This window comes from Sediminibacillus halophilus (assembly GCF_900103695.1).
Lineage (GTDB): Bacteria > Bacillota > Bacilli > Bacillales > Amphibacillaceae > Sediminibacillus > Sediminibacillus halophilus.
The window spans coordinates 297,348-324,101 of record NZ_FNHF01000001.1 but is presented as its reverse complement, the minus strand read 5'-3'; the positions used below and the strand labels follow the sequence as shown (position 1 = coordinate 324,101).

At 41.4% G+C, this 26,754-nt stretch carries 25 protein-coding genes; 19 read left to right on the top strand and 6 right to left on the bottom strand.

What is annotated here, in order from left to right:
* Positions 1–18 precede the first annotated feature (18 nt).
* Positions 19–516, bottom strand: coding sequence for a DUF2621 domain-containing protein (locus BLR82_RS01690; RefSeq protein ID WP_074597281.1), 498 nt, complete (start codon positions 514–516; stop codon positions 19–21).
* A 290-nt stretch (positions 517–806) separates the two neighbouring features.
* Between BLR82_RS01690 and BLR82_RS01685 the strand changes: the two genes are divergently transcribed.
* From BLR82_RS01685 to BLR82_RS01645, 9 genes are all read left to right on the top strand, one after another.
* Positions 807–1,940 carry an ATP-binding protein gene (locus tag BLR82_RS01685; protein WP_074597280.1) on the top strand — a complete coding sequence of 378 codons (1,134 nt, stop codon included), beginning with the start codon at positions 807–809 and terminating at the stop codon, positions 1,938–1,940.
* 338 nt (positions 1,941–2,278) lie between these two features.
* Complete coding sequence (gene acnA / locus BLR82_RS01680) at positions 2,279–4,987, top strand: aconitate hydratase AcnA (protein WP_074597279.1); 2,709 nt, start codon at positions 2,279–2,281, stop codon at positions 4,985–4,987.
* Between the two features lie 474 nt (positions 4,988–5,461).
* Positions 5,462–6,016: a TlpA family protein disulfide reductase gene (locus BLR82_RS01675; protein ID WP_074597278.1), complete on the top strand. Its 555-nt coding sequence runs from the start codon at positions 5,462–5,464 to the stop codon at positions 6,014–6,016.
* Positions 6,017–6,083: 67 nt separating this feature from the next.
* The gene (locus tag BLR82_RS20535; RefSeq protein WP_245693627.1) at positions 6,084–6,221 is read left to right on the top strand and encodes an FbpB family small basic protein; all 138 of its coding nucleotides are present in this window, start codon (positions 6,084–6,086) and stop codon (positions 6,219–6,221) included.
* 81 nt (positions 6,222–6,302) lie between these two features.
* On the top strand, positions 6,303–6,446 hold the full coding sequence (locus tag BLR82_RS01665; protein WP_074597277.1) for an acid-soluble spore protein N: 144 nt from the start codon (positions 6,303–6,305) through the stop codon (positions 6,444–6,446).
* A 12-nt stretch (positions 6,447–6,458) separates the two neighbouring features.
* Positions 6,459–6,692: a small acid-soluble spore protein Tlp gene (gene tlp, locus BLR82_RS01660; protein ID WP_074597276.1), complete on the top strand. Its 234-nt coding sequence runs from the start codon at positions 6,459–6,461 to the stop codon at positions 6,690–6,692.
* A 184-nt stretch (positions 6,693–6,876) separates the two neighbouring features.
* Positions 6,877–9,174, top strand: a complete 2,298-nt coding sequence (locus BLR82_RS01655) for an AAA family ATPase (RefSeq protein ID WP_245693626.1) — start codon at positions 6,877–6,879, stop codon at positions 9,172–9,174.
* The gene (locus BLR82_RS01650) at positions 9,171–9,593 is read left to right on the top strand and encodes an acyl-CoA thioesterase (protein ID WP_074597275.1); all 423 of its coding nucleotides are present in this window, start codon (positions 9,171–9,173) and stop codon (positions 9,591–9,593) included. The genes BLR82_RS01655 and BLR82_RS01650 overlap by 4 nt, the downstream gene beginning before the upstream one ends.
* A 3-nt stretch (positions 9,594–9,596) precedes the next feature.
* Complete coding sequence (locus BLR82_RS01645; protein ID WP_074597274.1) at positions 9,597–9,896, top strand: hypothetical protein; 300 nt, start codon at positions 9,597–9,599, stop codon at positions 9,894–9,896.
* Positions 9,897–10,020: 124 nt separating this feature from the next.
* On the opposite strand, the gene BLR82_RS01640 is transcribed toward BLR82_RS01645, so the two are convergent.
* Positions 10,021–10,302 (bottom strand): HesB/YadR/YfhF family protein, encoded by a 282-nt coding sequence (locus tag BLR82_RS01640; protein ID WP_074597273.1) that lies wholly within the window; start codon positions 10,300–10,302, stop codon positions 10,021–10,023.
* A 247-nt stretch (positions 10,303–10,549) separates the two neighbouring features.
* Between BLR82_RS01640 and BLR82_RS01635 the strand changes: the two genes are divergently transcribed.
* Entirely contained in the window at positions 10,550–11,302 is a 753-nt protein-coding gene (locus BLR82_RS01635; RefSeq protein WP_342720993.1) for a sulfite exporter TauE/SafE family protein, read from the top strand.
* 43 nt (positions 11,303–11,345) lie between these two features.
* The gene (locus BLR82_RS01630) at positions 11,346–12,257 is read left to right on the top strand and encodes an alpha/beta hydrolase (RefSeq protein WP_074597272.1); all 912 of its coding nucleotides are present in this window, start codon (positions 11,346–11,348) and stop codon (positions 12,255–12,257) included.
* Positions 12,258–12,584: 327 nt separating this feature from the next.
* Here the strand turns inward: BLR82_RS01630 and BLR82_RS01625 are convergent, their stop codons facing one another.
* The 4 genes from BLR82_RS01625 to plsY form a co-directional block, all read right to left on the bottom strand.
* Positions 12,585–13,463 carry a manganese catalase gene (locus BLR82_RS01625; RefSeq protein WP_074597271.1) on the bottom strand — a complete coding sequence of 293 codons (879 nt, stop codon included), beginning with the start codon at positions 13,461–13,463 and terminating at the stop codon, positions 12,585–12,587.
* A gap of 113 nt (positions 13,464–13,576) precedes the next feature.
* Positions 13,577–13,804, bottom strand: coding sequence for a membrane protein insertion efficiency factor YidD (gene yidD / locus BLR82_RS01620; protein WP_074597270.1), 228 nt, complete (start codon positions 13,802–13,804; stop codon positions 13,577–13,579).
* Between the two features lie 9 nt (positions 13,805–13,813).
* A complete protein-coding gene (folE2, locus tag BLR82_RS01615) occupies positions 13,814–14,743 on the bottom strand; it encodes a GTP cyclohydrolase FolE2 (protein ID WP_074597269.1) in 930 nt (309 codons plus the stop codon).
* 182 nt (positions 14,744–14,925) lie between these two features.
* The gene (gene plsY / locus BLR82_RS01610; protein ID WP_074597268.1) at positions 14,926–15,507 is read right to left on the bottom strand and encodes a glycerol-3-phosphate 1-O-acyltransferase PlsY; all 582 of its coding nucleotides are present in this window, start codon (positions 15,505–15,507) and stop codon (positions 14,926–14,928) included.
* Positions 15,508–15,703: 196 nt separating this feature from the next.
* On the opposite strand from plsY, the gene BLR82_RS01605 reads away from it, so the two are divergent.
* From BLR82_RS01605 to BLR82_RS01570, 8 genes are all read left to right on the top strand, one after another.
* Complete coding sequence (locus BLR82_RS01605; RefSeq protein ID WP_074597267.1) at positions 15,704–16,771, top strand: ABC transporter ATP-binding protein; 1,068 nt, start codon at positions 15,704–15,706, stop codon at positions 16,769–16,771.
* Positions 16,768–18,291: an ABC transporter permease/substrate-binding protein gene (locus BLR82_RS01600; RefSeq protein ID WP_074597266.1), complete on the top strand. Its 1,524-nt coding sequence runs from the start codon at positions 16,768–16,770 to the stop codon at positions 18,289–18,291. The genes BLR82_RS01605 and BLR82_RS01600 overlap by 4 nt, the downstream gene beginning before the upstream one ends.
* Positions 18,292–18,306: 15 nt before the next feature.
* Positions 18,307–18,726, top strand: a complete 420-nt coding sequence (locus BLR82_RS01595; protein WP_074597265.1) for a CoA-binding protein — start codon at positions 18,307–18,309, stop codon at positions 18,724–18,726.
* A 433-nt stretch (positions 18,727–19,159) separates the two neighbouring features.
* Complete coding sequence (parE, locus tag BLR82_RS01590) at positions 19,160–21,097, top strand: DNA topoisomerase IV subunit B (RefSeq protein WP_074598226.1); 1,938 nt, start codon at positions 19,160–19,162, stop codon at positions 21,095–21,097.
* 30 nt (positions 21,098–21,127) lie between these two features.
* Positions 21,128–23,581, top strand: coding sequence for a DNA topoisomerase IV subunit A (parC, locus tag BLR82_RS01585; protein WP_074597264.1), 2,454 nt, complete (start codon positions 21,128–21,130; stop codon positions 23,579–23,581).
* Positions 23,582–23,989: 408 nt separating this feature from the next.
* Positions 23,990–25,132 carry an acyl-CoA dehydrogenase family protein gene (locus BLR82_RS01580; protein WP_074597263.1) on the top strand — a complete coding sequence of 381 codons (1,143 nt, stop codon included), beginning with the start codon at positions 23,990–23,992 and terminating at the stop codon, positions 25,130–25,132.
* Positions 25,133–25,158: 26 nt separating this feature from the next.
* Positions 25,159–26,535: an acetyl-CoA carboxylase biotin carboxylase subunit gene (locus BLR82_RS01575; RefSeq protein ID WP_074597262.1), complete on the top strand. Its 1,377-nt coding sequence runs from the start codon at positions 25,159–25,161 to the stop codon at positions 26,533–26,535.
* Positions 26,532–26,744, top strand: coding sequence for an acetyl-CoA carboxylase biotin carboxyl carrier protein subunit (locus BLR82_RS01570; RefSeq protein ID WP_074597261.1), 213 nt, complete (start codon positions 26,532–26,534; stop codon positions 26,742–26,744). Before BLR82_RS01575 ends, BLR82_RS01570 begins: the two co-directional genes overlap by 4 nt.
* Positions 26,745–26,754 lie beyond the last annotated feature (10 nt).

The window sequence follows — 26,754 nt, the reverse complement described above, 5'->3', positions numbered from 1 at the left end:
ACCCCGCAGTTGATTTAACTATTGGCTGCGGGGTGTCGATTTATTAGCAGGAACCTTCTCTAACTCAAACAATTCAGCATAAGGCTCCATATCAATTTGTTTTTCGTTCAGCTTTTTTCGTAAAAATTTATGGTCTCGCTTAGGCGTCGCGATAATATACCCTTCGATTAGAATATCTTGCGTTATTTTCTTTCGTTTTTTTTCCAAAGCAATTTCCCCAATTTTCCCCGCTATCTTTTGTCGTGCAATATCCCGGAATAATTCGGGGACGGGAGATACCAGCTCTTCTAGCAATGTCAATTCTTTCTTGCCCCACATATGGCGCGTTTTTTTTACGTAATATTCTTCCCAGTCAAGAATGGACTTGCCATCTTCTTTAGGGAGCCGCTTAAGGAATTTGCGGAACATAAAGAAGCCGCCAATTGCCATCAAACCAACCAGTAAGAACACCCAGGCAACGATGAAATAAGCAAAACCGCCTGTCATGTCGATCACCAATCTTTCTATTTTTGTCATAATTTATTCAAGTAAAGAAATATAGTGGAAATGTAGAAAAAATAGTGCAAAAGTTTAATTTTTTTGATATTTATAGTAATATTACTAATAATTGTTTAATTCTTTTACGGTATAGAAATAGGTATTCATCTGCAAGCTTTTAATCATCAGAATCAACTATGGTAATTATAAAAGGATATATTTATAAATACAAGTTTTCATACTGGATAGAGGAAAAAAGATAGAAGAAAGGCGGACTTTTTGAGATAATCATCCTAGTAGTCGGTACATGAGATAGGGGGACAAAAGGAATGGATTCAGAAGAAAGAAACAAAGAGACGAATATCCATCTCACGCATACTATGGAATTAAACGAACATCATCATCCTGCTACTGATTATTTGTTGAGCAGCTTGCCGGATAACATGCTCGAATGGATTGAGAATAACGGATATGATTTAATAACTGTATGCAACCTGGATGGCAGGGTCTTATATATTTCTAAGTCAGTACATCATGTGCTCGGTTTTAAAGCGGAAGAATTGATTGGAGTCTCTGTGTTAGAGCTTTTATCGCCGTATGATCAAAACCTTCTGAAGTCTAAATTAAACCAATACGCAACTGATTCCCAAAAGGTTCATTTGAGTATTCGCAATAAAGAAGGAAAATACATTTGGGCAGAAAGTGTTATAGGAAGATTAAGAGATGAAGAGCATGCATCGGATTTATTAATTTCTGTAACCAAAGATATACAGGACAAAAAGGAAGCCGAGGAAATGATGATCCGCTCGGAAAAAATGTCCGTGGCTGGGCAGCTTGCTGCAGGAGTAGCTCATGAGATTCGTAATCCGCTGACATCCATCAAAGGATTTCTCCAATTGCTTCAGGCAGGTATCGACCGGAAAGAGGAGTACTACAAAATAATGGTGGATGAGATAGAAAAAATTGAAACCATTACTTCTGAATTGCTTTTCATTTCGAAGCCTATGACGGATGACAAAAAAATAGAGATGTTATCTGAATTATTGGGTGATGTCATTGTTCTGCTCCGCTCTCAGGCAAAGTTGAAAAATGTTGATATTTACTTGAATCTTGATAAAGAACAATCTGTATTTTGTGACCGGTCGCAAATTAAACAAGTCTTTATCAATTTGATTAAAAATGCCGTTGAGGCTATGAAAGACGGAGGAAGCGTCTTCGTGAATGGAAGAACAAACAAAGGATGGGTTGAAATCGATATTGTTGACGAAGGCCCCGGCATTCCAGAAAATATTCTCCATAAATTGAAAGAACCTTTTTTCACTACAAAAAAAGATGGTACAGGACTCGGCTTGATGATATCTAACCAAATCGTCGAAAAACACCATGGTCGACTGGAAATCTATCGTAACCCTGATAAAGGAAGCACGTTCAGGGTAATCCTGCCAACTAAGCAGGAATATTGAACATGCCCTCTGCAAATCGTCCTGTAGGAAGTATGAGGAAATGAGAAAAAGAAGACTTTCTACAGGAGGTATCCGGTAACAGCTTTTTCGGAAGTAAAGGATTACGTCTCGAACATGGGCTTGCTGTCCTATCCTATCCTTTCTAAATCTCCTATTGTACTAGCAATCTTCAAAACTTAAAACTTTCTAAAAATATGTTCAAATGTTTTACTTATAAATCGATTTCATTTAAAATATATTGTGGATTCAAACAATAGATTTTGTCGAAGGCTGTTAAAAAGGGGATTGGAGGATCCTTCGACGATTCATAATCTTTAAAGGGGGTAACATAAAGTCTTATGAAAGCAAACAATACTTATAATGCAAAAAAGCAATTTGAACTGAATGGTAAAACGTATAACTTTTATCAATTAAAAGCCCTGGAAGACGCAGGACTAGGCGATATTACCCGCCTTCCTTTTTCTATCCGTGTGTTGCTTGAATCCCTTGTGAGACAACACGATGGCTTTGTGATCAAAGATGAACATGTTGAAAGCCTGGCGAAATGGGGGAAAACGGAAGGAAAAGATGTTCCGTTCAAGCCATCTCGCGTTATATTGCAGGACTTCACTGGGGTACCTGCAGTGGTGGATCTCGCTTCCTTACGAAAAGCAATGGTCGACATGGGAGGAGCACCTGATAAAATCAATCCGGAAGTTCCTGTTGACCTGGTAATCGACCATTCTGTCCAGGTAGACAAATATGGAACACCTAATGCATTACAAGCGAATATGGATTTGGAATTTGAACGGAACATGGAACGTTACGAATTTTTAAATTGGGCTCAAAAAGCATTCGATAACTATCGTGCTGTTCCACCTGCAACAGGCATTGTCCATCAGGTGAATCTCGAATATATCGCGAATGTTGTCCATGCACTCGAAAATGAAAGCGGTGAATATGACGCTTTTCCTGATACACTGGTAGGTACAGATTCTCATACCACCATGATCAATGGTTTAGGAGTATTAGGCTGGGGTGTTGGCGGTATCGAAGCAGAAGCAGGCATGCTTGGCCAGCCTTCATACTTCCCGGCACCGGAAGTTATCGGGGTCAAATTCACCGGCAGTTTCCCAAATGGAACAACTGCCACCGATTTGGCATTGAAGGTGACACAGGTACTAAGAAAACGTAATGTTGTCGGTAAGTTTGTAGAATATTTCGGACCGGGCTTGAAGGATATGCCATTGGCTCACCGTGCCACCATTTCCAATATGGCTCCTGAATATGGTGCTACTTGCGGTTTCTTCCCTGTCGATCAGGAATCTCTGAATTATTTGCGACTGACTGGAAGAAGTGAGGATCATATTGCTTTAGTTGAAAAATATTGTAAAGAAAACAACCTTTGGTATTCATCCGATCAACCGGATCCAGAATTTACTGAACTAGTTGAAATAAATCTTTCAGAGCTCGAGCCGAATTTATCTGGACCGAAACGGCCGCAAGATTTAATTCCGCTTTCCAAAATGAAAGAATCATTTAATGAGGCAGTAACAGCACCAGCAGGAAACCAAGGTTTTGGTTTGGATGCAAAAGAATTCGAAAAAGAAGCAGCGATTGGTCATCCGGATGGAAAATCTTCCGTGATGAAAACAGGGGCTGTGGCAATCGCGGCCATTACTTCTTGTACTAATACTTCCAATCCTTACGTTATGCTGGGGGCAGGACTCTTGGCTAAAAAGGCAGTAGAAAAAGGACTCGAAGTACCAGCGTATGTAAAAACATCGCTTGCTCCAGGTTCCAAAGTGGTTACCCGTTATCTGGAGGATTCCGGACTAATGCCTTACCTTGAACAGTTAGGTTTTAGTCTTGTAGGCTACGGCTGTACGACTTGTATTGGAAATTCTGGTCCATTGTCTCCGGAAATAGAGGATGCAATTGTGGAAAACGACCTTACTGTTTCTTCCGTACTATCAGGGAACCGTAACTTTGAAGGGCGCATTCATCCACTGGTGAAAGCGAATTATCTGGCTTCTCCTCCGCTTGTGGTAGCTTATGCACTTGCCGGCAGTGTCGATGTTGACTTATATAATGAGCCAATTGGCACTGACAACGATGGAAATGCTGTTTATTTCAATGATATTTGGCCATCCATTGACGAAATCAAACAGGAAGTAGCTAAAGCGGTAACACCAGAAATTTTCCGGAAAGAATACGAAAGTGTATTTGATTCTAATGAAAAGTGGAATGCCATAGATACGACCGATGAACCATTGTATAAATGGAATGATGAATCAACCTATATTCAAAATCCGCCGTTCTTTGAGGGATTATCTAAAGAGGCGGGGGAAGTCCACCAACTCAATAACTTGCGGGCAATTGGTAAATTCGGCGACTCGGTAACAACAGACCACATTTCCCCAGCCGGGGCAATTGCAAAAGACATGCCGGCTGGTAAGTATTTACAGGAAAAAGATGTTTCCCCTCGAAACTTTAATTCGTATGGTTCTCGTCGTGGTAACCACGAAGTCATGATGCGTGGAACATTTGCAAATATCCGGATCCGTAACTTGCTGGCTCCAGGAACAGAGGGTGGATACACTACGTACTGGCCAACCGAAGAAGTCATGCCGATTTATGATGCAGCAATGAAATACCAAGAGGACGAAACAGGTCTATTGGTCATTGCTGGAAAAGATTATGGCATGGGGAGCTCTCGCGATTGGGCAGCCAAGGGTACAAACTTGTTAGGAATTAAAACAGTCATTGCAGAAAGCTTTGAACGAATCCATCGTTCCAATTTGGTAATGATGGGAGTACTTCCATTGCAATTTGTCAAAGGCGACAGTGCTGAATCCCTAGGTCTGACCGGACGAGAAACATTTGACGTAGATATTGATGAAACCGTCAAACCCCATGACCTTGTGAAAGTGACGGCAACCGACGAGCAAGGCAATAAGACAGAGTTTGAAGTGATTGCACGCTTTGACAGCGAAGTTGAAATTGACTACTATCGTCATGGCGGTATCCTGCAAATGGTGCTTCGTAACAAATTGGAAACAAACTAATGGAGATTAAAACAGTCCGGCGATGCCGGGCTGTTTTTCTTTTGTACATTGCTCAAAAGCCTGTCACTATGCGGTATAAATATTAATCCGTATTAATATTAGTGGGGTGTTAAACAACGCTTTCGTAACATACTTCGCTTTCTGCGGACACAGCTTCAGCCGGGTGCTATATGAATAAGCTTCTTTGCTCCCTTGAATCTGGGATACACTCCAGCCACCACGAAAAGCGCAAGTTAATCCCACTGAATATAAAGCTAACATGTTTTCCCTGTCCATCTCTTTAGTTGGTATGCTCTTTTAACAGACGAATCAATAACAATAGTATGAACAACTTCCTGTTATCCTTTACATATTATTAGAAACAAATTAAGATTACAGAGTAAACAGGGCTTCTATGTTAATGATTTCCTACATAGAATGAAATGGAAAGTGTAGCAATGTACATGCTGCAAAATTTTTTGAGGAATGGTGAAAATGATTAAAAAAGCGACCGCTGCAATTTTGTTACTAACCTTGATTGTCATTTTTATCTATAATGTGACTGATAATGGAACTGAAAATGAAATGCAGCAGATGGTCAATAACCAAGCATCTGCGAACAATTTGAAAGCAGGACAGGCTGCTCCTGATTTATCGTTGGAATCGCTTGAAGCGAAACAAATAAATTTGTCCGATTTTAAAGGTAAAAAAGTATTGTTGAATTTTTGGGCAACATGGTGTGGTCCTTGCAAAGAGGAAATACCGGCTTTGGAACAGTTGAAGCAGGAATATGGAAATGAAGTGGAAATATTGGCGGTCAACGCCACTGCGACTGAACTGGATGGAATCGAAAAAGTTAAATCATTTAAAGAGCAGGCCAATGTTTCTTTCCGTATCCTTTTGGATAAAGAATCGAAGGCTGTAGATACTTACCGTGTCTTAAATATTCCGACATCCTATTTCATTGGCAGCGATGGAAACATCAAGCAGACGGTGACTGGCCCGATGACCTACGAATTTATGGAGAACACCCTAAAATCATTCGATTAGCTTATATTTTTTGAAAAGTTAGGCAATCCTCCTATTAACGGCGTTAGAGGAGGGATTGACCATTTCTTTGAGAAAACGAAAATCACTCGAAGACTTAATAAAGGAAAACAGGGAAGCCATTTTAAACGACAGTCAATTGCTGCATCATATCGAAGACAGGATCGACAGTCGAAGAAACGTTCTTTCGTCAAAACAGGAGGACTGATCACTAATCAGTCCTCCTGTTTTGCATAACTGCATTTATTTTGCCAATAATAATGATATCCTTTTGAAAGGGGGACTCGACGTGGGTAATCCTAAAAAGGACAGCAAACATTTCCGCCCCAGACATCTAGGAACGCAGCCGTTGGAGGCTGGGGGAAATAAGGGAAAACAAATGCAGGTAAAAAGTGACCGAAAACCTCAAGTGATACAAACAAAAGGTGAATAGGAGGGCTTGTCAATGGTGAAACATCGAACACAGCCGAATCCTGATGATCGATCTGACAATGTGGAAAAGCTACAGGGTATGGTTCAAAATACAATTGCCAATCTGGAAGCTGCTCATGAAACGATGAAGTTCGCATCCGGAGAGGAAAAGGAACAAATCAAAGCTAAGAACGCTCGCAGAGAAGAATCAATCCGCGGTTTTCGTGAAGAAATAAAAGACGAATATCGTGACAGCCGGCAACAGTAAAAAAGAGCCCTCACAGGGCTCTTTTTTACATAGTGCTATTTACTGGAAGATGGATGTTTCTGCCCATTTAGGACAGAAAATAATTGTGCAATTTATAATCATCAATGGCGGGGAAGCATGAAAATCTACAACATAGAATGCCTGTGATAGAATAAGGTTTGAATGGAAGGGAGCGGAATCGAAAGTGGCAATTACTGATAGAGACAACATAACAATAACCGGACAACTTGAGCAATGGACGACAATCAACCAACATCCCCCTTTTAGCGAGGTAGAGGCACTCCGACTTGTTAATGACTGGCAAAACGGAACAAGGGAGATTTCAGAATTTCATCAAGCAGTTGTGTACATGATCGTTGCCTTTCATCGATTAAAACGAAATCAAGAAGATGACCACATTGTTGATCTCCTTTTGAAAGAAACAGGTAAATTGATTGAAAAGCCGGTGGTATTACAGGAATTAAAAAGTATCAAAACCTATTTAAATTTTTACTCCGAACTGGAAAAGCTTCCGTTGGCAGAATGGGCTATCAGGGAAACAGATTTTGATCCCGCTAAATTAAAAAAAATACGTGAACTGTCAGTGGAAATGGATGAATTTTTAAATAAAAACAGCTTGATTCAGGAAGAGTTCGATGACAGCCGTTTATCACAAGTCGTTTCTCAAATCCTCGATCGAATATACCGTTTACTGGATATGCTAAAAGAGGCAGGGGATGCGATTGAAAATAAAAAAACCGGGCTGCCGGTTCAACAATTAAACAAGCAAGTAAAAGAAATTGTTAAGTGGAAATCGGAATTATCCACTCTGCTTCCTGACGCGTTTAAACAAGCTAATCAAGAAGATCCCCTGAAAATTCTTGATGATTTAATAGGAATGAAGGAAATCAAGCAATATATTCATCAATATTATCACTATTTAAAATACCAAAAAGAACGAAAAGAGCTTGGCTTCCAAATGGTCGACGAGCCGGGACTCCATATGATTATCAGTGGAAATCCAGGTACAGGTAAAACAACCATTGCCAGACTGCTGGCAGCTATTTACCATGAACTTGGACTGTTGGAAACAAACCAGGTCACCGAAGTAAATCGGGCGCACTTAGTCGGTTCCTACGTCGGACAGAGCGAGGAAAACACCGTCAACTATGTAAGACAATCAGTGGGCGGGATATTATTTATCGATGAAGCTTACAGTTTGAAACGGGAAGGTCAAAGCGGTAATGATTATGGACAAGCCGTTATTGACACGTTGGTATCCAGTATGACCAGCAAGGAATATGCAGACCGGTTTGCGGTAATTCTTGCAGGTTATCCTGAAGAAATGCGGCAATTTCTTTGGGCAAATCCTGGTTTGCGCAGTCGTTTTCCCGAACCGAATCATATTACGCTTCCCGACTTTAAGACCGACGAGTTACTACAAATTGCTGAAAAGACAGCATTAAATAATGATTACTTTTTTACAGAACAAGCGTTGCGTAAATTTGAAGGATTAATAGAAAAATCCAGAGTAGATGAAACCTTCGGCAACGCCAGGACGGTCAGAGACTTGGTTTTACGGGCCATTTTTCGTAAGGGAGCGTATAAACAACGTACTGCCGGTGAAAACTGGCTCGACCATATGAGAATTGATACCGAAGATCTTGAAGACTTGAATGATGAATCAGAAGAACAACAACCGATGCAGCGTTTGGATAATCTGATAGGATTGGAAAATGTGAAAGAGGAAGTGAAAAAGCTTTCTTCATTTGTCCGAATACAACAACAAAGAAAACAGCAAGGTCTTCCAACCGTTCCGATTCAATTACACGCTATATTTTCCGGGAATCCCGGCACTGGTAAAACAACAGTTGCCAACATCTATTCACAGGTGCTTAACGAATGCGGCTTGTTAAAAAGAGGACACCTGGTTGTTGCCTCGCGAAGCGACCTTGTTGCTGGGTTTGTCGGCCAAACTTCCATTAAAACAAAGCAAAAAGTCAGGGAGGCCCTTGGAGGCGTGCTGTTCATTGATGAAGCATACAGTCTATACCGAGGTGATAAAGATTTCGGAAAGGAAGCTATTGACACCCTTGTTGACGAGATGACCAAGCACAATGAAAATCTGGTGGTGATACTCGCAGGTTATACCAGAGAAATGGAGCAGTTTATTTCCAGCAATCCAGGGCTTGAATCCCGTTTTAAAAAATATTTTTATTTCCCGGATTATCAGGCCGAAGATTTGATGAAGATCACCAAGTCCCATCTCGAGGAATATCATTATCAATTAGATGAAGAAGCGGATCATTACTTGAACGAACAATATCAGGAACATGAAATTGATGGAAATGCAAGATTTGCAGTCAATTTAGTGGACGAAGCTGTTCAATTCCAGGCACTTCGTATTATAGAAGAACAACAGAGCACTGCCGAAGTGAATCAGCTTTTGACGAAAGAAGACTTCGCCCAGGCTTGGAGTACGATTAGGGGGAAAAGACCATGAAAATAGTGAAAACACCAATAAAGGTGAGATACCAAGAGACCGATCAAATGGGGGTCGTTTACCATGCCAACTATTTGGTTTGGTTTGAAATTGGCCGGACTTCATTTATTGAAGAACTAGGGTTTCAATATCATGAAATGGAAAACTTAGGGGTCGTATCTCCAGTGGTGGATGCCGATTTATCATTCAAACATCCAATTCGCTATGGAGAAGAAGCATTTGTGGATACTTGGATTAAGGAATACGATGGGCTGCGAGTATCATACGGTTATCGGATTTATAATGCAGAAGGAAATACTGCAGTCACAGGTTCCACCAGGCATGTCGTGGTGAAAAAGGAATCTTTTCGACCGGTTTCCATAAGAAAATCCCTTCCAGACTGGCATCAAGCATACCTTGATGCCATGAAAGGAGAATAACGGATGGCCTTTGGATTAAAAAGGAAAGAGCTGAATAAGTGGAAAAGGGAGGTAGAAAACGGTAAAATCGCTTTTCTTACTCACTATTGGCTTGATTCAAGATTCCCTGAATGTGATACTGTTACAAAAGCAGGGTGTAGTGATGTAGATAAATTGATAAAGTGGGGAAAGCAATACGGGTTGGATCCTTCTTGGATACACTACGATGATAAGTACCCTCATTATGATTTACTTGGTGAAAGACAAAAACAAATTTTAACTGCCGAAAGGCAATGGGGGCAATTGGAAAAGTTTCATATATAAAGGGAAACATTCCCGCCCAGTGTACATTCTATTATCAGTGGATGGGGAAAAGTATAGGGGACAAAAGGAAAACCGAATTCGTTCGATTTTCCTTTTTGATTTAACACCAGATTTACTTCTTTCATCACTTGTATAGAAATTTCGGTTCCTCGGAGTCCATTTCAACTTGCAGGTCAGCACCGTCAAAATACCAGGAATCATCTTCTTCTATAAAAAAATGAATCCCATTTACTGTTGAATCGGCTGTCGGATTTTCAGGGTCTTCTCTGGTCACCCCAAGTGAAAAGCCTGGCTGATGACCTCCTACGCCGCCATAACGTACAAAAAAACGCACTTGCTCATTTTTATCTAAATCCAATTCTTCAATATACCATTGTGTGGCTGATTCTGAAATTTGCAAATCCACTATTATCAAACTCCTTTCGCACCTGTTATCGTTTGTATTAACGAAATAAGTTGTCCTAAAACCCCTTTATTTCCTTTCGACTGACGCCAACTCACGAAAAATTTTGTAAGAACAAAAAGGTTTTTGTTGAAAAAAGAAGAAATAGTCAAGAGGCTGTTTCGTCCTTTAGATGCTTGTTATTTATTTATTTTCAAGCTAGAACTTCTGCTTGTCAATCCGTTATGCTTAGGAATAAAAAGAAAAAGAGGTGAGCGTCATTTTTGACCTGTCATTACTGCAATGGCTGATTGTGATTCTATGCAGCGTTTTTATCGGATTTGCGAAGGCAGGAATACCGAGCTTGGGGATACTGGTAGTGACTGTCATGATGTTTGTCTTTCCCGCAAAGCAATCTGTCGGTATTTTGGTACCGATGTTGATTATAGGAGATATTTTTGCTGTTACTTATTATCGCAGGAATGTCGTATGGAAATATTTGATTTCCTTGCTTCCATGGGTGTTGGCGGGCATTGTGGCAGGCTACTTCGTGTTGGATCATGTAAGCAGCAGACAACTTAAACCGTTAGTCGGGAGCATCGTTCTTTCCATGGTTCTTTTACACGTATTCCGGAGCAAGCTTGGGGAAAGATTTAATCAGCTGCTGCCTGAATCGAATTGGTTCACCGTTTTCATGGGAGTGTTGGGAGGATTCACCACCATGGTGGGAAATGCAGCGGGAGGAGTGATGGCTGTCTATTTATTGGTCAAGGGCTTGCCGAAACAGGAGTTTATCGGTACAGGAGCTTGGTTTTTTCTATGTGTGAATATAATCAAAGTTCCGTTTTACATCTCCTTAGGATTGATAACTACCGATTCGGCCCTGTTCAACTTGTACATGACGGCTGCGATAATTGCCGGCGCATTTCTCGGTGTCTATCTTTTGAAGTTCATCCCCCAGAAAACGTTTCAGGTTCTAGTTTTGTGCTTTGCTGCACTCGGAGCTGTCAGGTTGTTGTTTTAGACAATTAGAGGTTTGAATGCTTATTTAAAGGAGTAACCAAATTATGAAACAGATTCAAAAAGAAAAAAACAGCTTTAATGATTTTTATGTGAGAAAAGTAGGCATTGGAAAACCAATAGTATTTTTGCCCGCGGCTGGATTTTCTGGGCTGGAAGGGCTGAATATTGCCGATAGACTAAGTGCTTTCTGCCAGACACACCTTCTCGATCTTCCGGGTTATGGAAAAAGTAAAGGATTGGACGAGAAGTGCACAGCGAAACGATTGGCTGATTGGTTGAAAGAATACCTTGATCAACAACACATCCATTCTGCCGACATCATTGCCCATTCACTAGGGGGAGCCGTTGCATTGTCATTCGCTGTTCATTATCCAGAAAGGGTAAAACAGTTTATTTTATTGGATGCTGGGCATAAATCTTTTCCACGGGTACCTTTTCAGGAATTCGGACCCTTTGCGCTTTTGTTTCCTTTGTTAAATATAGGTTATCATCTGAAAGGGATTTCGTTTATGGAAAGGCTGACCGGGTTATTTTCCGAAAGCAATGCTGAGCAGGAAAATGAGGGAGAGAGGGTCGAGCGTTTTTGTGATATTGTCGGAATTGAGAACAGTACGTATGTCCAGGAAGCTTTACGACAATCCCCAGAACTGACTGCTGCCGGTATGAATCTTTTATTCGGGTATTATAATCTTAACTTACCAAATCTTGTAACGGAATTAACTGTGCCGACATATCTAATATATGGCACTTTTACCAACATAAATCCGAAACAATTCCGACTGACTAAAAGGAGCATAGCAAGACTGCAGGAAAAGAAAAATCTCCCGGTTAAATACATGCCGGTAAACAGTGGACATTATGTACACTGGAGCGGGGAAGATGTATTGGATAAATTGGCATTTATTATGGAGCAGGATTCAGAAAAGGAAAGAGAGCAAATTAAAGCTTATCCCTGAATATACGAACCATCTAATGGTTACGCTTACTGACTATCGTGGAAAAGTTCGATTCAGTGTAGGAAAGGAACTTATTCATTCAGTTGTTTACATACCGGAAAAAATAGCGAAGGAAGGAGGTCTCCCTAGGGTTAGAGTTCTATTCTCCCGTTGATTAAGTGAGGATACTTCTTATCACAACGTTATGATACTGGATTTCTTGCTTCAATTTATATAAGTCAATGCACAATTACTATAAAGAACAACCGAACGCGTTCGATCGTTTAAAATTTCGAATCATCGTTCGGTTATTCCTTCTATCACTCTGCATTTAGTCAGCCACTGTCATCAAGTGTTATTGGATGGACTTTGAAAATTTGCCTGGTCGGTTTCGGGTGGGATCATATCGGGTGGGACAGTACCATGAATATATGCTGGTGAAGGCTGAAGTTGAGGGTTTTGCCCCATCGCTTCTGGTTTTGAAACATACTCAAAAGAAGCCTGCCCATCCATGCTCTTTCCTTTTGCCCATCTGCCGTCTGAGCTTTCCTCCCCTTCTGAGAAGTTCATGAACGAATAAGAAACCTCTTGTTTTTCAAGGTTTTGTGGAAAAGTACTCGGTACAATGGCTTTTTGATTAGCCTCCAGTTCTTCGATAGCGGCCATCCATTGATTCTGATGCATCGTATCTCTCGCTATCAAAAAGGAAAGCATATCTCTGACTCCGGGATCTGTCGTCGATTCATACAATCGGACAACCTGAAGGCGGCCTTGTGATTCCGCGTTTAAATTTGCTCGGAAATCTGCCAAAAGGTTGCCACTAGCTATGGTATAACGCGAGTTCCAAGGATAACCGACACTGTCTGTCGGTGTAGCTCCTAGTCCGGAAACAATAATATGTTGAGGGTTCATGCCTCCCAGTACTGCTTCGACAGCAGGGTTTTTAGCGGCAGCCTCCTCCTGTTCTTTTGCCGGGGCGCCGTCTAATAATTGAGCAATCATGGTTGCGATCATTTCAACATGTGCGATCTCTTCGGTTCCAATGTCCAGAAGCATATCTTTGTATTTTTGTTCTGCACGGCAATTCCATCCTTGGAACAAGTACTGCATCATCACCGTAATCTCCCCGAATTGACCACCTAGTATTTCCTGAAGCTTTTTGGCATATACGGGATCGGGGCTGGTGGGTTTGGCATTGTACTGCAATTCTTTTATATGAGTAAACAATTAATATCCCTCCAATCAGATTCACTGTTTATTATTCTTCTTTCAGTCGGAAATATTCCGGAAGAGGGATAAAAGCAAAACCTCCCATAGGTACGAGAGGTTTGGGTCTTACTTTATTTTTTTCTTTTTTTCTCTGGAACAGGATCAAAACCCCCCGGATGGAACGGATGGCATTTTAACAATCGTTTGATTGTCAAAAAGCCGCCTTTTATAACGCCGAAGCGTTCAAATGATTCTACTCCATATTGGGAACAAGTAGGATAAAAACGGCATGTCGGAGGCTTTATAGGACTGATCATCTTTTGATACATCTTAATAAATAGGATAAACAATCGTTTCATCCGCATCTCCTACGCATCTGTGTTTTTGTCAAAGGATAACGTTGCTACCGCGTCGTGCAAATGGATTGATTCCTCATTCTTGCAAGAGATCGTGAACTTTTCAACAAACGGAAGCTCGTACAAATCTGCAGCAACCAATCGTACGATATCTTCCACAAATCGTGGATTTTCGTATGCTTGTTCTGTCACTATTTTTTCATCAGGACGCTTCAACACCGGATGGATTCTTGCACTGGCATTGCTTTCTGCAGCTTCCAACAGTGCTTCTTTCCAGTCCGTTTCATTCTCATCAAAATCTTCTGAAAGGACTGCTGTCATTTCCACTCTGCCGCGTTGGTTATGAGCGCTATATTCACTGATCTCTTTCGAGCAGGGGCAAAGGGTAGTGATTGTACCTGCCAGAGTAACTTCGATATGGTGGCCCTTGTCTTGATCGTAAGTTACTTTTATACCAGCATCAGCATGGTTTAACCCAGCTAATCCCGAGGAAGGACCTTTCCGTTCGAAAAACCAGGGGAAATTCACTTCCATTTGGGCATCCTTTTGCTTCAACCTGATAGCTAAATCTTTGGTGAACCTCTTCAATGTGTCGATATCAATGGAGTAATTATTTTTGTAATAAGCATCAAGTTGTTCGGTGAATCGGCTCATGTTCGTTCCTTTGCTATCCTTGTCAATCCGGGATGTGAAACGGAATGTACCAATGGTTGTCTGATTGTTTGGTATTAAATGACTTGTAATATTAATCGGATTTTTCACATTGGCAATTCCAACTGCATCTATATCGAATAAAAAGTCTTTTTTTGAATTTTGTAGATCAACCATTTTTTCTTTGTCGACAGGCTTTGTTTTCGGACCGGGTTCCACAGAACCAAATAATTTATGTCGTTCGGCCTTGCTGGGCAATGTTTTTTTGTTCTTAAGTTCTGTATTGTTCATAGCAGTGGCTCCTTTCAACCATTTCAGCTAATAAAAGTATAGTAAAATGCATTTTATTATTCAATTTTTCAGCTTATAAGCAGATTAATTTAAAAATCCCTATCAACATGTAATGATTATTAAGTAATAAGTTGATATACAAATGGAAAAGGATCCGGCTGGTGCCTGATCCTCTCCATTCTTTACATCCAGGTTATTTTTGGTTCAGTTTTATTGATAATTCGTTTAATGTTGGCACGATGCCGGTAAAAAACAAAGATGGTCAGTAAAGAAGTAGCAATTAACAACCCAGTTTCCTGGAATATGATGGTGACGACTACCGCGACAACCCCGGTGATCATCGAAGCTAATGATACATACTTCGTTAAGAACAGGCTCAAAAAGAATGTTGCTAGTATAACGAGGAACAACAGTGGGTTTACTCCGAGAATCACTCCTCCAGAAGTAGCTACTGCTTTTCCACCTTTGAATTTAGCGAATACAGGGTACATGTGACCAATGACCGCAAAAATGCCAATAATTATAGCATTGACATCGTCCGTGAAGACTTGGGGAAGAATAACCGCCAAGGTTCCTTTTAAAATATCGGATACCGTAACAAGCAGGCCGGCTTTGAAACCAAGGACCCTGAAGGAATTGGTGCCTCCAAGATTTCCGCTTCCATGCTGGCGGATATCGATTTTAAACCCGAGCTTTCCCACGATCAATCCGAATGGAATAGATCCGATAAGATATGCAATAACTGCAAAAATAATATAATTCATATGCAAAACTCCTTTTTCAATGCACAGCTTGTAATCTTATTTTATCATGAAGAGGAAGCAGTTACATTAGAAACTTTGCCATTTGTTCAAATGTGAGGATACTCTGTGCTGACATTATGATTGGTTGGTATAAGTTTTCAACTTTATCTGCAAGGGTAAAGGGAAATAATCCATTAATTTAACAAGGGAGAATACTATGATTCAATTTGAGAATGTTTCGAAGGTTTATCCAGATGGAACGGAAGCAGTTAAACAATTGAATTTAACTGTAGAGGAAGGGGAGTTACTAACCCTTATCGGCCCAAGTGGATGTGGTAAAACGACAACCATGAAGATGATCAACCGTCTGATTGAACCATCTACCGGAATAATACGCATACATAATAAAAGTATCAACGATTATAACATCCATGAACTCCGCTGGAATATTGGTTATGTACTACAGGAAATCGCACTTTTTCCGCACATGACAATTGAAGAAAACATCATGATTGTGCCGGAAATGAAAAAATGGGGAAAACAAAAGATCAGACGCAGAGTGGATGAATTGATGGAAATGGTTGGTCTTGATCCGGAAAATTTTAAAAAAAGAAAACCGCAGGAATTGTCAGGTGGCCAGCAACAGCGTGTTGGCGTTTTAAGAGCTCTGGCAGCCGATCCGGATATCCTGTTGATGGATGAGCCTTTCAGTGCGCTTGACCCAATAACGAGGGAACAATTGCAAAGCGACATCCGTACACTTCAAAAAGAAATCAAGAAAACCATTGTATTTGTCACACATGATATCGATGAGGCGATGGCTATAGGAGATCGTGTTTGTTTAATGAAAGATGGAGAAGTTGTACAAGTAGACAGACCACAGCAATTGATCCTAAAGCCGCGTACCGACTTTGTAAGAAATTTTATAGGAGAGAAAAAATCCCCTTGGCAAACGGCTGTGGATGTGATTATGGACCCAACCGGAAGCAGGGTGGTTTCCCGTCTGCAATATGAGCGTAAAAACTTCAACTCCAACGGGGTTTATATCATTGTGGATGAAGACAATCAGTACATCGGTACTTATAAAGACGGCCAAAAACTAGAGCATCCCGAACTACCCAATGACATGCAGCTAGTGCACACTACGGAAATCTTCCTCCGGAACGAGATTGATATATTGCCTGTTGTGCAAAATAATCGAGTGATAGGAACACTGTCCTACGGAGATATCGTCCATTATCTTGACAGTAAAACCACAATGGAAAACGGGGTGGTTCAGCAATGAGTCACTTTTTGGAAGTTTTTCAATCACGTGAATCCATGCTGTGGGAAAAAATTTGGGAGCATTTACAAATATCGATCATTTCTCTATTGATAGCAGTCATTATAGCGGTACCCCTTGGTATTGCACTCACAAGGTCGAAACGGTTGGCAGAGCCAATCATTGGCATTACTGCTGTTTTACAAACAATTCCAAGTCTTGCTGTTCTGGCTTTTTTGATTCCTTTTTTAGGAATAGGACGGCAGCCGGCTGTTGTAGCGTTGATTGCCTACGGATTGTTACCAATTTTAAGGAATACATATACAGGGATTAAAGAGGTCAACCCTGCCCTCAAAGAAGCAGCTACGGGTATGGGAATGAATTCTTTACGTCGCTTAGCGAAAGTGGAGCTGCCTTTGGCCATGCCTGTCATCATGGCTGGCATCCGTACTTCCATGGTATTGATTGTAGGAACTACCACCATCGCCGCTCTTATCGGGGCAGGAGGATTAGGAGAACTTATACTGCTTGGCATCGACCGGGGCGGGGAGATTAATTTGATTTTACTAGGGGCTATACCGGCTGCGCTATTAGCCGTATTACTAGATTTTATTTTAAGAGTAGTGGAGCGTACATCAGTCAAGGCTGGTTTCCGTTCATTGGCAGCTGTTATGGTGGCAGCAGTATTGATTATCGTCAGTCCGTTCCTAATAAACATGGAACAGCGGACGGACCTGGTAATCGGAGGAAAGTTGAACGCGGAACCGTCTATCTTAATCAATATGTATAAAATCCTTATTGAGGAAGAAACGGATTTGAAAGTGGAACTGGAAGAAGGACTCGGAAAAACTGCATTTGTATTCAGTGCTTTACAGGAAGGAAGTATTGACATTTATCCAGAATTCACCGGAACAGCTATTGTTACCCATCTGGAAGAGCAGGCAGTAAGCAACGATGCGAGAGAAGTGTATGAACAGGCAAAAGAAGGAATGAAGGAACAGTACGACATGGCATTCCTGGAGCCGATGGCATATAACAATACGTACACATTAGCAACGACACATGGGTTTGCTGAAGCAAACGATCTTGAAACGATAAGTGATTTAAAAACCATCGATGATGAAGTTACTGCCGGTTTCACGCTGGAATTCAATGACAGGGAAGATGGCTACCAAGGCATACAGAAACTGTACGGAATTGAATTCGGCGAAGTAAGGACGATGGAACCTGGTATCCGTCAAGGAGCGATAGCTAATGGACAGGTAGATATTATTGATGCCTACTCGACAGATAGTTATATGGTGGAACTGGATTTGAAAGCTCTAGAAGATGATAAAAATTTATTTCCTCCATACCAAGGCGCACCATTGATGAGACAGGAGACGCTAGACCGCTACCCGGAACTTGAAGGTATTCTAAACCAACTTGCCGGAAAGATTACAGATGAACAAATGCGGGAAATGAATTACCAAGTCGATTATGAAGAAAAAAGTTATGAAGAAGTGGCTCGAAAATTTTTAAAAGAGCAAGAACTGATTAATTAAAGGAGGGAAAAACCCATGTCATACCAAGCACCTGATAAACAGGAATTGAAAAGAATTCTGGAAGAAGCTAAAACCATTGCTGTAGTCGGTCTTTCTGACAAACCTGAAAGAACTTCTTATCAGATTGCCAAGGCTATGCAGGAAGCAGGATACCGGATAATCCCTGTCAATCCGGAAGTCGAGGAAACCCTCGGCGAGAAAGCTTATGACACACTTGCCGAAGTTGAGGAAAATATAGATATTATCAATGTTTTCCGTCGCTCTGAGTATTTGTATGAACTTGCTGAACAAGCAATCGAAACAAATGCAGATGTTTTTTGGGCGCAACAAGGTATTTTTGACGAAAAGGCGTATGAACTATTAAAGGATAAGGGTTATACTGTCATCATGGATATGTGCATCAAGGTGGCTCATTCGATAACCATTGGAAAATAAAAATTAATCCCCCGTTTTTGGGGGGTTTTTTATTATTCTCAGCAGATAGAAATTGCGAACTAAATCACTCAATCTTCCTTCATCCTGACACAAATATACCTCTGTCTAAAAAATTCATGATATGCTTCCAGGGCACTCTACTTTGCTGAGCATTTAACTTGAATTTTAAGGCAGGGATTGACTTTCTAGATACTTTTTCCTTAGGATATAAAAGAGTATGCAGGGAGGTTTTTCCTTCTTGACGGTTTGCGTATCTTGAAAAAAGGGCTAAAATAAGAAATACGCTTATTAATGTTTCTTTTGGAGCATAGCTTTCCAAAAGATCGGACAAGGGCCGTATTCTAAGCAATTCTTTACAGAAGCAAACATTTGTTCTATTATAATGCAAAGAGAGTAGTTGAAAGGAGCCGGTGTTCGATTGGTAAAAGAATCAATGCAATACTCGGATGATTCCATACAAGTACTGGAAGGTCTGGAGGCTGTCAGAAAAAGACCGGGAATGTATATCGGCAGTACCGATTCCCGAGGACTCCATCACCTCGTTTATGAAATCGTCGACAATTCTGTCGATGAGGTACTGGCAGGCTATGGAGATCAAATCCGGGTAACCATACATCAAGACAATAGTATTTCTGTAGAAGATAAAGGAAGAGGGATGCCGACCGGGATGCATAAAACCGGAAGACCGACACCAGAAGTTATTTTCACCATATTGCACGCCGGAGGAAAATTCGGCCAGGGTGGATATAAGACTAGTGGTGGATTACATGGGGTTGGTGCTTCGGTAGTAAATGCTTTATCGGAATGGCTGGAAGTTACGATTTATCGGGACGGCTATATTTATACCCAGCGTTTTGAAAATGGTGGAGTACCGGTAACTTCTTTGGAGAAAAAAGGAGCGACTCGTAAAACAGGGACTACCATTCATTTCAAACCGGATCCTACTGTTTTCACTTCGACGACCTATCAATTCGAAATGCTTTCGGAACGTCTTCGTGAAGCCGCTTTTTTGCTAAAAGGACTACAAATAGATATTGTAGACAAGCGCAGTGGTGAACAGGAATCCTACCAGTACCCCGATGGGTTGGAATCATTCGTCGCATATTTGAATGAAGAAAAGGATACATTGCATCCGGTAGTATCATTTGAAGGGGAACAGCAAGAAATTGAAGTAGACTTTGCTTTCCAATTCAATGATGGTTTTGCCGAAAGCATGCTGTCTTTCGTCAATAATGTCCGAACAAAAGATGGCGGAACACATGAATCAGGTGCAAGAACAGCTATTACTCGAGTGGTTAATGAGTATGCGAGAAAAAACAGCTTGCTAAAGGAAAAAGATAAAAACCTGGAAGGAAACGATATTAGGGAAGGCTTTACTGCTATCGTATCGGTTAGAATACCGGAGGACAAGCTTCAATTTGAGGGTCAGACAAAAGGGAAATTGGGAACGGCAGAAGCCAGATCAGCCGTGGATTCGGTTGTTTCGGAAAAGCTCTCCTATTTCCTGGAGGAAAACGCTGATATCGCTGGAATGCTGATAAAAAAGGCGGTTCGTGCGAAAGAAGCAAGAGAAGCAGCCAGAAAGGCAAGAGAAGAAGCGAGAACAGGTAAAAAGAAAAAACGAAAAGACGCTCTGTTAAGCGGGAAGTTGACGCCTGCTCAGTCTAAAAATGCAGCTAAAAACGAGTTATACCTGGTAGAGGGTGACTCGGCCGGAGGATCGGCAAAGCAGGGAAGAGACCGTAAGTTCCAGGCTGTCTTACCTTTACGGGGAAAAGTCATCAATACAGAAAAAGCAAAACTTGCCGACGTGTTTAAAAATGAAGAAATATCTACTATTATCCATACGATCGGGGCAGGAGTCGGCGGTGACTTCAATCTGGAAGATGTGCAATACGATAAAATCATCATCATGACTGATGCCGATACGGATGGTGCTCATATCCAAGTACTGCTTTTAACCTTCTTCTACCGCTATATGCGACCGCTTATTGAGGCTGGAAAAGTTTATATCGCCCTGCCTCCTTTATATAAGATTTCGAAAGGAAAAGGGAAGAAGGAAACCGTCCGATATGCCTGGAACGAAGAAGAGATGAAAGCAGCGACAAAAGAAATGAAAAATGGATATATTCTCCAGCGCTATAAAGGGCTTGGCGAAATGAATGCCGATCAGCTGTGGGAAACGACCATGAGCCCAGGAACAAGGACATTGGTCCGGGTAACGATTGAAGATTTGACGAGAGCCGAACGAAGGGTAACAACCCTTATGGGTGATAAAGTTGAACCACGTCGTAAGTGGATCGAGTCCCATGTTGAATTCGGTCTCGAAGATGAAAAGAATATATTGGAAAATGAAAACATTCATACGTAAAACCAGTCGTTTGAAACGGGGGGAGCCTACTTGGCTGAAACAGAACAATATTTAGATTTACCCTTGGAAGACGTCATCGGTGACCGTTTTGGAAGGTACAGTAAGTACATCATCCAAGACCGGGCACTTCCTGACGCCAGGGATGGACTGAAACCAGTACAACGAAGAATACTTTATGCCATGCACGAAGAAAGAAATACCCATGACAAACCGTTCCGTAAGTCTGCGAAAACTGTAGGGACTGTAATCGGTAATTATCATCCACACGGAGATAGTTCTGTTTATGAAGCAATGGTAAGGTTAAGTCAGGAATGGAAGGTACGCAACGTGCTTGTGGAAATGCACGGAAACAATGGCAGTGTCGATGGCGATCCGCCGGCGGCTATGCGTTATACAGAAGCACGGCTTTCCAGCATCGCATCGGAATTAATTAGGGATATAGAAAAAGAGACTGTCGAGTTTGTCCCGAATTTCGACGATACCATAAACGAACCGGTTGTCCTTCCGGCAAAGTTCCCGAACTTGCTTGTCAATGGCTCTACTGGTATTTCATCCGGTTATGCTACCGAGATACCTCCGCACAACCTCGGAGAAATAATTGATGCTGTCATCCGGAAAATTGACAAACCTTCTGTCACTTTGGATGAATTGATGCAAGTAATCAAAGGACCAGATTTTCCAACAGGTGGAATTATTCAGGGTGTAGAGGGATTGAAGAAGGCCTATGAAACAGGTAAAGGAAAAGTTATCGTTCGCGGCCGGGCAACTGTCGAAAAACTTCGGACCAGCCGGGAACAAATAGTCATCGATGAGATACCATACGAAGTAAACAAAGCAAGCCTGGTTAAACGGATGGATGAACTGCGAATCGACAAAAAAGTCGAAGGGATTGCCGAAGTCCGGGATGAAACGGACCGAACCGGCCTTCGGATTGTGGTCGAGTTGAAAAAGGATGCAGATAGTGAAGGAATCCTGCACTATTTATATAAAAACACAGATTTGCAAATTTCTTACCATTTCAATATGGTGGCGATCAAGGATAAAACACCAAAACAGTTAAATCTGCAAATGATGCTGGATGCTTATATCGATCATCAAAAAGATGTGGTGACCAGGCAGGCACAGTTTGACTTGCGAAAAGCCAACGAACGATCGCACATTGTCGAAGGCTTAATCAAAGCAATATCCATTCTTGATGAGTTGATTGCCACGATTCGGGCCTCTAAAGACAAGCAGGACGCCAAAGCACGTATAAAGCAAGCATATGATTTTTCTGAAGCACAGGCAGAAGCAATCGTGAACCTCCAGCTTTACCGGCTTACCAATACAGATATCACATCTTTGGAGAAGGAAGCAGATGAACTGAGAGCCAGGATTAAAGAATTGGAAGAAATCCTTGGGAACGAAAAGAAGCTTCTAAAAGTCATCAAAGATGATTTAAAAAGCTTAAAAAAGAAGTATACAGAACAGAGACGAACCGTTATTCAACAAGAAATTGAAGAGTTAAAGATTAATTTGGAAGTGATGGTAGCAAGCGAGGATGTGCTCGTTTCCGTCACTAAGGACGGTTATATCAAACGAACAAGCCTCCGGTCTTATGCTGCCTCGAATGGAGAGGATCTGGCGATTAAAGAGGAAGATCATCTGATCGCTTTACAGGAAATTAACACGACGGACAAGTTACTGGTGTTTACAAATAAAGGAAGGTATTTGTATTTGCCGGTTCATGAATTGCCAGATATCCGGTGGAAAGATCTCGGCCAGCATATTTCCAATATAGTATCTATTCAAAAAGATGAAACACTAGTTAAGGCAATACCTATACGGGAGTTCAATACCAGTCAATATCTCGTATTTTTCACGAAAAACGGAATGGTCAAGCGAAGTGAGTTGAAATTATACGAGGCACAACGCTATTCCAAGGCTCTTGTAGCTGTCAACCTTAAAGGAGAAGATTTGGTACAGAGCGTCCATCTTACGGATGGAAATGCAAATATTTTTGTTGCTTCAGATAAGGGCTATGGCCTCTGGTTTGAAGAACAAGAGGTCTCACCGGTAGGACAGCGCGCTGCGGGTGTTAAGGCAATTCAATTGAAGGATGGAGAAATGGTTGTCGGTGGTGAAGTGTTTGCACCGAATTCCGATCCCAACATTGTTTTATTGACCCAAAGGGGCGCTTGTAAACGAATGAAATTGTCGGAATTTGAGCCGTCAAGTCGAGCAAAAAGAGGATCGGTTATGTTGCGGGAATTAAAACGGAAACCACATCGTATTACAGGTTTTTATCTTGTCCATGATAATGAAGTCCTCCAGTTTAAGACTGCGAATGGATCAATCCAGTCTGTATTGCCGCTCGATCTACCAAAAAGCGACCGATACAGCAACGGATCCTATGTCGTTGATTCCGACGAAAAAGGGGAAGTTGTAGAAGTATGGCCGGCGACGAATTATGAACAGCCATTTTTAGAGGAAAACGAATCGTAATATATGCCTATTGATACTACAAGAAAATAAACTCATTAAAAAGGTTTCGCTGGTTTTCTTACATTAACTCACATAAGTATAGAACCAACCTTTTAAAAGGAATGAATTTGAAAAGTGTTAGGGAGGCTGCCTTTAAAGTATTTTGGTCTTGTGAGGCAGTCTCTCTTAGTATCTTAATATTCGTATAAATGTTAATTGTTTTTTTACTGATTTATGATAAAATGCTAACTATGAGGAGGATTAGATACTCCTTCTCTTTATGTACCGATTCAGCAGCAATTCCACTTCTCTTTATCTCACCTTAGACAAATCAAGCTTAATACCTTACCAACATTTTTTTTAACTCCATTAGAAAGCGCTTACAAATTTCGAGGCAAAACGCAGATTTTAAAAAAAGGGGGAAACTGGATGGATTTTGATCTAACAGAGGAACAACAAATGACGCAAAAAATGGTCCGGGACTTTGCGCAGTCTGTCATCGCTCCTCGCGCAGAAGAAATCGATACCTCTGCTGTTTTTCCAGAGGATATATTTGAAGAGTTAGGCAAACTTGGGCTCATGGGAATCCCTTTTCCGGAAAAGTATGGAGGAGTCGGGGGGGACACTGTAACTTATACACTCGCAGTAGAGGAAATTGGACGGGTTTGCGGCAGTACAGGGTTGAGTTACGCAGCAGCAGTGTCACTTGGTGCAAGTCCCATTTTTTATTTTGGGACGGAAGAGCAGAAAGAAAAATACTTAACCCCTTTGGCGATGGGGAAAAAACTCGGCTCTTTCGGCTTGACTGAGCCAAACGCTGGATCTGACGCAGGTGGAACCCAAACTACTGCGGTTTCTAAAGGCGACAGCTTTGTCATCAATGGAGAAAAATGCTTTATTACTAATGCTTCTTATGCTAGTACCATTATCGTGACAGCAGTAACAGGTAAGGACAAAAAGGATAAAAATATTATCTCTGCTTTCATCGTTCCGGCGGACTCTCCTGGAGTTACCATCACGAGTAATTATCAAAAGCTCGGTGTTCGCGGTTCCAATACAGCAGCGATCATATTAGAGGATGTGGAAGTGCCTGCTGATCATTTATTGGGCGATCCGCAAAAAGGATTCAAACAGTTCTTATACACATTAGATGGCGGGAGAATTTCAATTGCAGCTTTGTCGTTGGGAATTGCCCAGGCAGCCCTTGATAAAGCTTTGGATTATGCTAAACAACGAAAACAGTTCGGAAAGCCGATTGCTGCTTTTCAGGCAATTCAATTCAAGTTAGCAGACATGGCGATGGAAATAGAACTGGCTAGAGGGATGGTACGAAAAGCGGCATGGCTGAAAGATCAAAACCGTTCTTTTGCGAAAGAAGCAGCTTTTGCCAAATTGTTTGCTAGTGAAACTGCCACACGTGCAGCGAACCAGGCAATACAAATACTCGGTGGTTATGGTTATATGCAGGAGTACCAGGTAGAACGTTATCTTCGGGATGCAAAACTGATGGAAATCGGGGAAGGAACATCGGAGATACAGCGCCTTGTTATCGCGCGTCAGTTGGGTTGTTGAGTAAATCGATAATCGGGAGGGCAAACATGTTCGAAAAAATATTGATTGCAAACCGTGGAGAAATTGCTGCAAGAATCATCAGATCCTGTAAAAAGTTAGGAATAAAAACAGTAGCCGTATATTCGGATGCCGACAGGCAAGCAAAGTTTGTCGATTTGGCTGATGAGAGTTATCATATCGGACCGGCTCCCGTAAGTAAAAGCTATATGAATATAGAGAATGTAATAGAAGCGGCAAAACGTTCAGGCGCCGATGCTGTGCATCCTGGTTATGGATTATTGAGTGAGCAAGCCTCTTTTGCCGAAGCATGTGAATTGGAAAGTCTGACTTTTATCGGTCCAAAACCTGCTGCAATTGAGAAAATGGGCAGCAAGGTGATGGCAAGACAAACGATGAAGGATGCTGGTATTCCGATTGTGCCGGGAAGCAGCGATCCCGTTGCCGATGTTGAGGAAGCTGCTGCAATTGCTGAAAAAATCGGTTATCCAGTGATGATTAAAGCTTCAGCAGGCGGCGGTGGAATCGGTATGGTGCTTGCAGAAAATCAAAAAACATTAAAGGAAAGGTTTCCTGATACAAGTAAACGTGCTGCCATGCTGTTCGGAGATGGCACGATGTTCATAGAGAAAGTCATATCCAGGGCGAGACATATAGAAGTCCAGCTTCTTGCAGATTCATATGGAAATGTTGTTCATTTATTTGAACGGGAGTGTTCCATTCAACGCCGTCATCAGAAAGTGATTGAAGAAGCTCCATCGGGAACGGTTCAGCCAGATTTACGCAAGAAATTAGGAATGACGGCAGTAAAAGCTGCACGTGCAATTGGCTATGAAAACGCGGGGACCATTGAGTTTTTAATGGATGAAGAACAAAATTTTTATTTTCTGGAAATGAATACACGTCTTCAGGTAGAACACCCGGTTACAGAAGAAATAACAGGGGTCGATATTGTCGAAGAACAGATTAAGATTGCGGCAGGGCATAGACTCGGAATCAAGCAGGACAACCTGAAAATAAATGGTCATGCCATCGAGACGAGAATCTATGCTGAGGATCCGTACACATTTTATCCGTCTCCTGGCAGAATTACCAGCTTGAAATTGCCAGAAGGAAAAGGAATCAGGCATGAATTAGCTGTGAGAGAAAATGCTGAAGTGACTCCGTATTATGACCCTATGATCGGAAAACTCGTTGTCTCAGCAGCGTCTAGAAAAGAAGCTATCCAATTATTGAAGGGAGCATTGGATCACTATCATGTAGACGGGATAAAAACCAATATACCGATGCTGAAAGAAATTGTTAGTCATGAGCAATTCGAAAAAAGTAACACCCTGACAAGTTTCATTGAAGACTATTACCTCAAGGGTATCCGCAATCAAAAGGAAAAGGAGAAAAGCAAATGACAGAAGTTAAAGCAACGATGGCCGGAAGTGTATGGAAAATTATCGCTGAAAAAGGGAAAACAATCAAATCTGGAGAGGATATCGCCATTTTGGAATCGATGAAAATGGAAATCCCTATTACAAGCTCTTCAGATGGCGTTCTAAAAGAATGGAAAGTGACAGAGGGAGACTTTGTCGATGAGGGAGATACAATCGCCATTATCGAGTAACGGAATAGCC

Excerpts from the sequence above, each read along its gene's own strand:
- BLR82_RS01685 (WP_074597280.1), top strand. The coding sequence starts at position 807 with ATGGATTCAGAAGAAAGAAACAAAGAGACGAATATCCATCTCACGCAT.
- BLR82_RS01600 (WP_074597266.1), top strand. The coding sequence starts at position 16,768 with ATGAGTCACTTTTTGGAAGTTTTTCAATCACGTGAATCCATGCTGTGG.
- BLR82_RS01570 (WP_074597261.1), top strand. The coding sequence starts at position 26,532 with ATGACAGAAGTTAAAGCAACGATGGCCGGAAGTGTATGGAAAATTATC.
- BLR82_RS01690 (WP_074597281.1), bottom strand. The coding sequence starts at position 516 with ATGACAAAAATAGAAAGATTGGTGATCGACATGACAGGCGGTTTTGCT.
- BLR82_RS01650 (WP_074597275.1), top strand. The coding sequence starts at position 9,171 with ATGAAAATAGTGAAAACACCAATAAAGGTGAGATACCAAGAGACCGAT.
- BLR82_RS01580 (WP_074597263.1), top strand. The coding sequence starts at position 23,990 with ATGGATTTTGATCTAACAGAGGAACAACAAATGACGCAAAAAATGGTC.
- BLR82_RS01630 (WP_074597272.1), top strand. The coding sequence starts at position 11,346 with ATGAAACAGATTCAAAAAGAAAAAAACAGCTTTAATGATTTTTATGTG.
- folE2 (WP_074597269.1), bottom strand. The coding sequence starts at position 14,743 with ATGAACAATACAGAACTTAAGAACAAAAAAACATTGCCCAGCAAGGCC.
- tlp (WP_074597276.1), top strand. The coding sequence starts at position 6,459 with ATGGTGAAACATCGAACACAGCCGAATCCTGATGATCGATCTGACAAT.
- BLR82_RS01605 (WP_074597267.1), top strand. The coding sequence starts at position 15,704 with ATGATTCAATTTGAGAATGTTTCGAAGGTTTATCCAGATGGAACGGAA.
- plsY (WP_074597268.1), bottom strand. The coding sequence starts at position 15,507 with ATGAATTATATTATTTTTGCAGTTATTGCATATCTTATCGGATCTATT.
- acnA (WP_074597279.1), top strand. The coding sequence starts at position 2,279 with ATGAAAGCAAACAATACTTATAATGCAAAAAAGCAATTTGAACTGAAT.
- parE (WP_074598226.1), top strand. The coding sequence starts at position 19,160 with ATGCAATACTCGGATGATTCCATACAAGTACTGGAAGGTCTGGAGGCT.
- BLR82_RS01595 (WP_074597265.1), top strand. The coding sequence starts at position 18,307 with ATGTCATACCAAGCACCTGATAAACAGGAATTGAAAAGAATTCTGGAA.
- BLR82_RS01675 (WP_074597278.1), top strand. The coding sequence starts at position 5,462 with ATGATTAAAAAAGCGACCGCTGCAATTTTGTTACTAACCTTGATTGTC.
- BLR82_RS01575 (WP_074597262.1), top strand. The coding sequence starts at position 25,159 with ATGTTCGAAAAAATATTGATTGCAAACCGTGGAGAAATTGCTGCAAGA.
- BLR82_RS01645 (WP_074597274.1), top strand. The coding sequence starts at position 9,597 with ATGGCCTTTGGATTAAAAAGGAAAGAGCTGAATAAGTGGAAAAGGGAG.
- yidD (WP_074597270.1), bottom strand. The coding sequence starts at position 13,804 with ATGAAACGATTGTTTATCCTATTTATTAAGATGTATCAAAAGATGATC.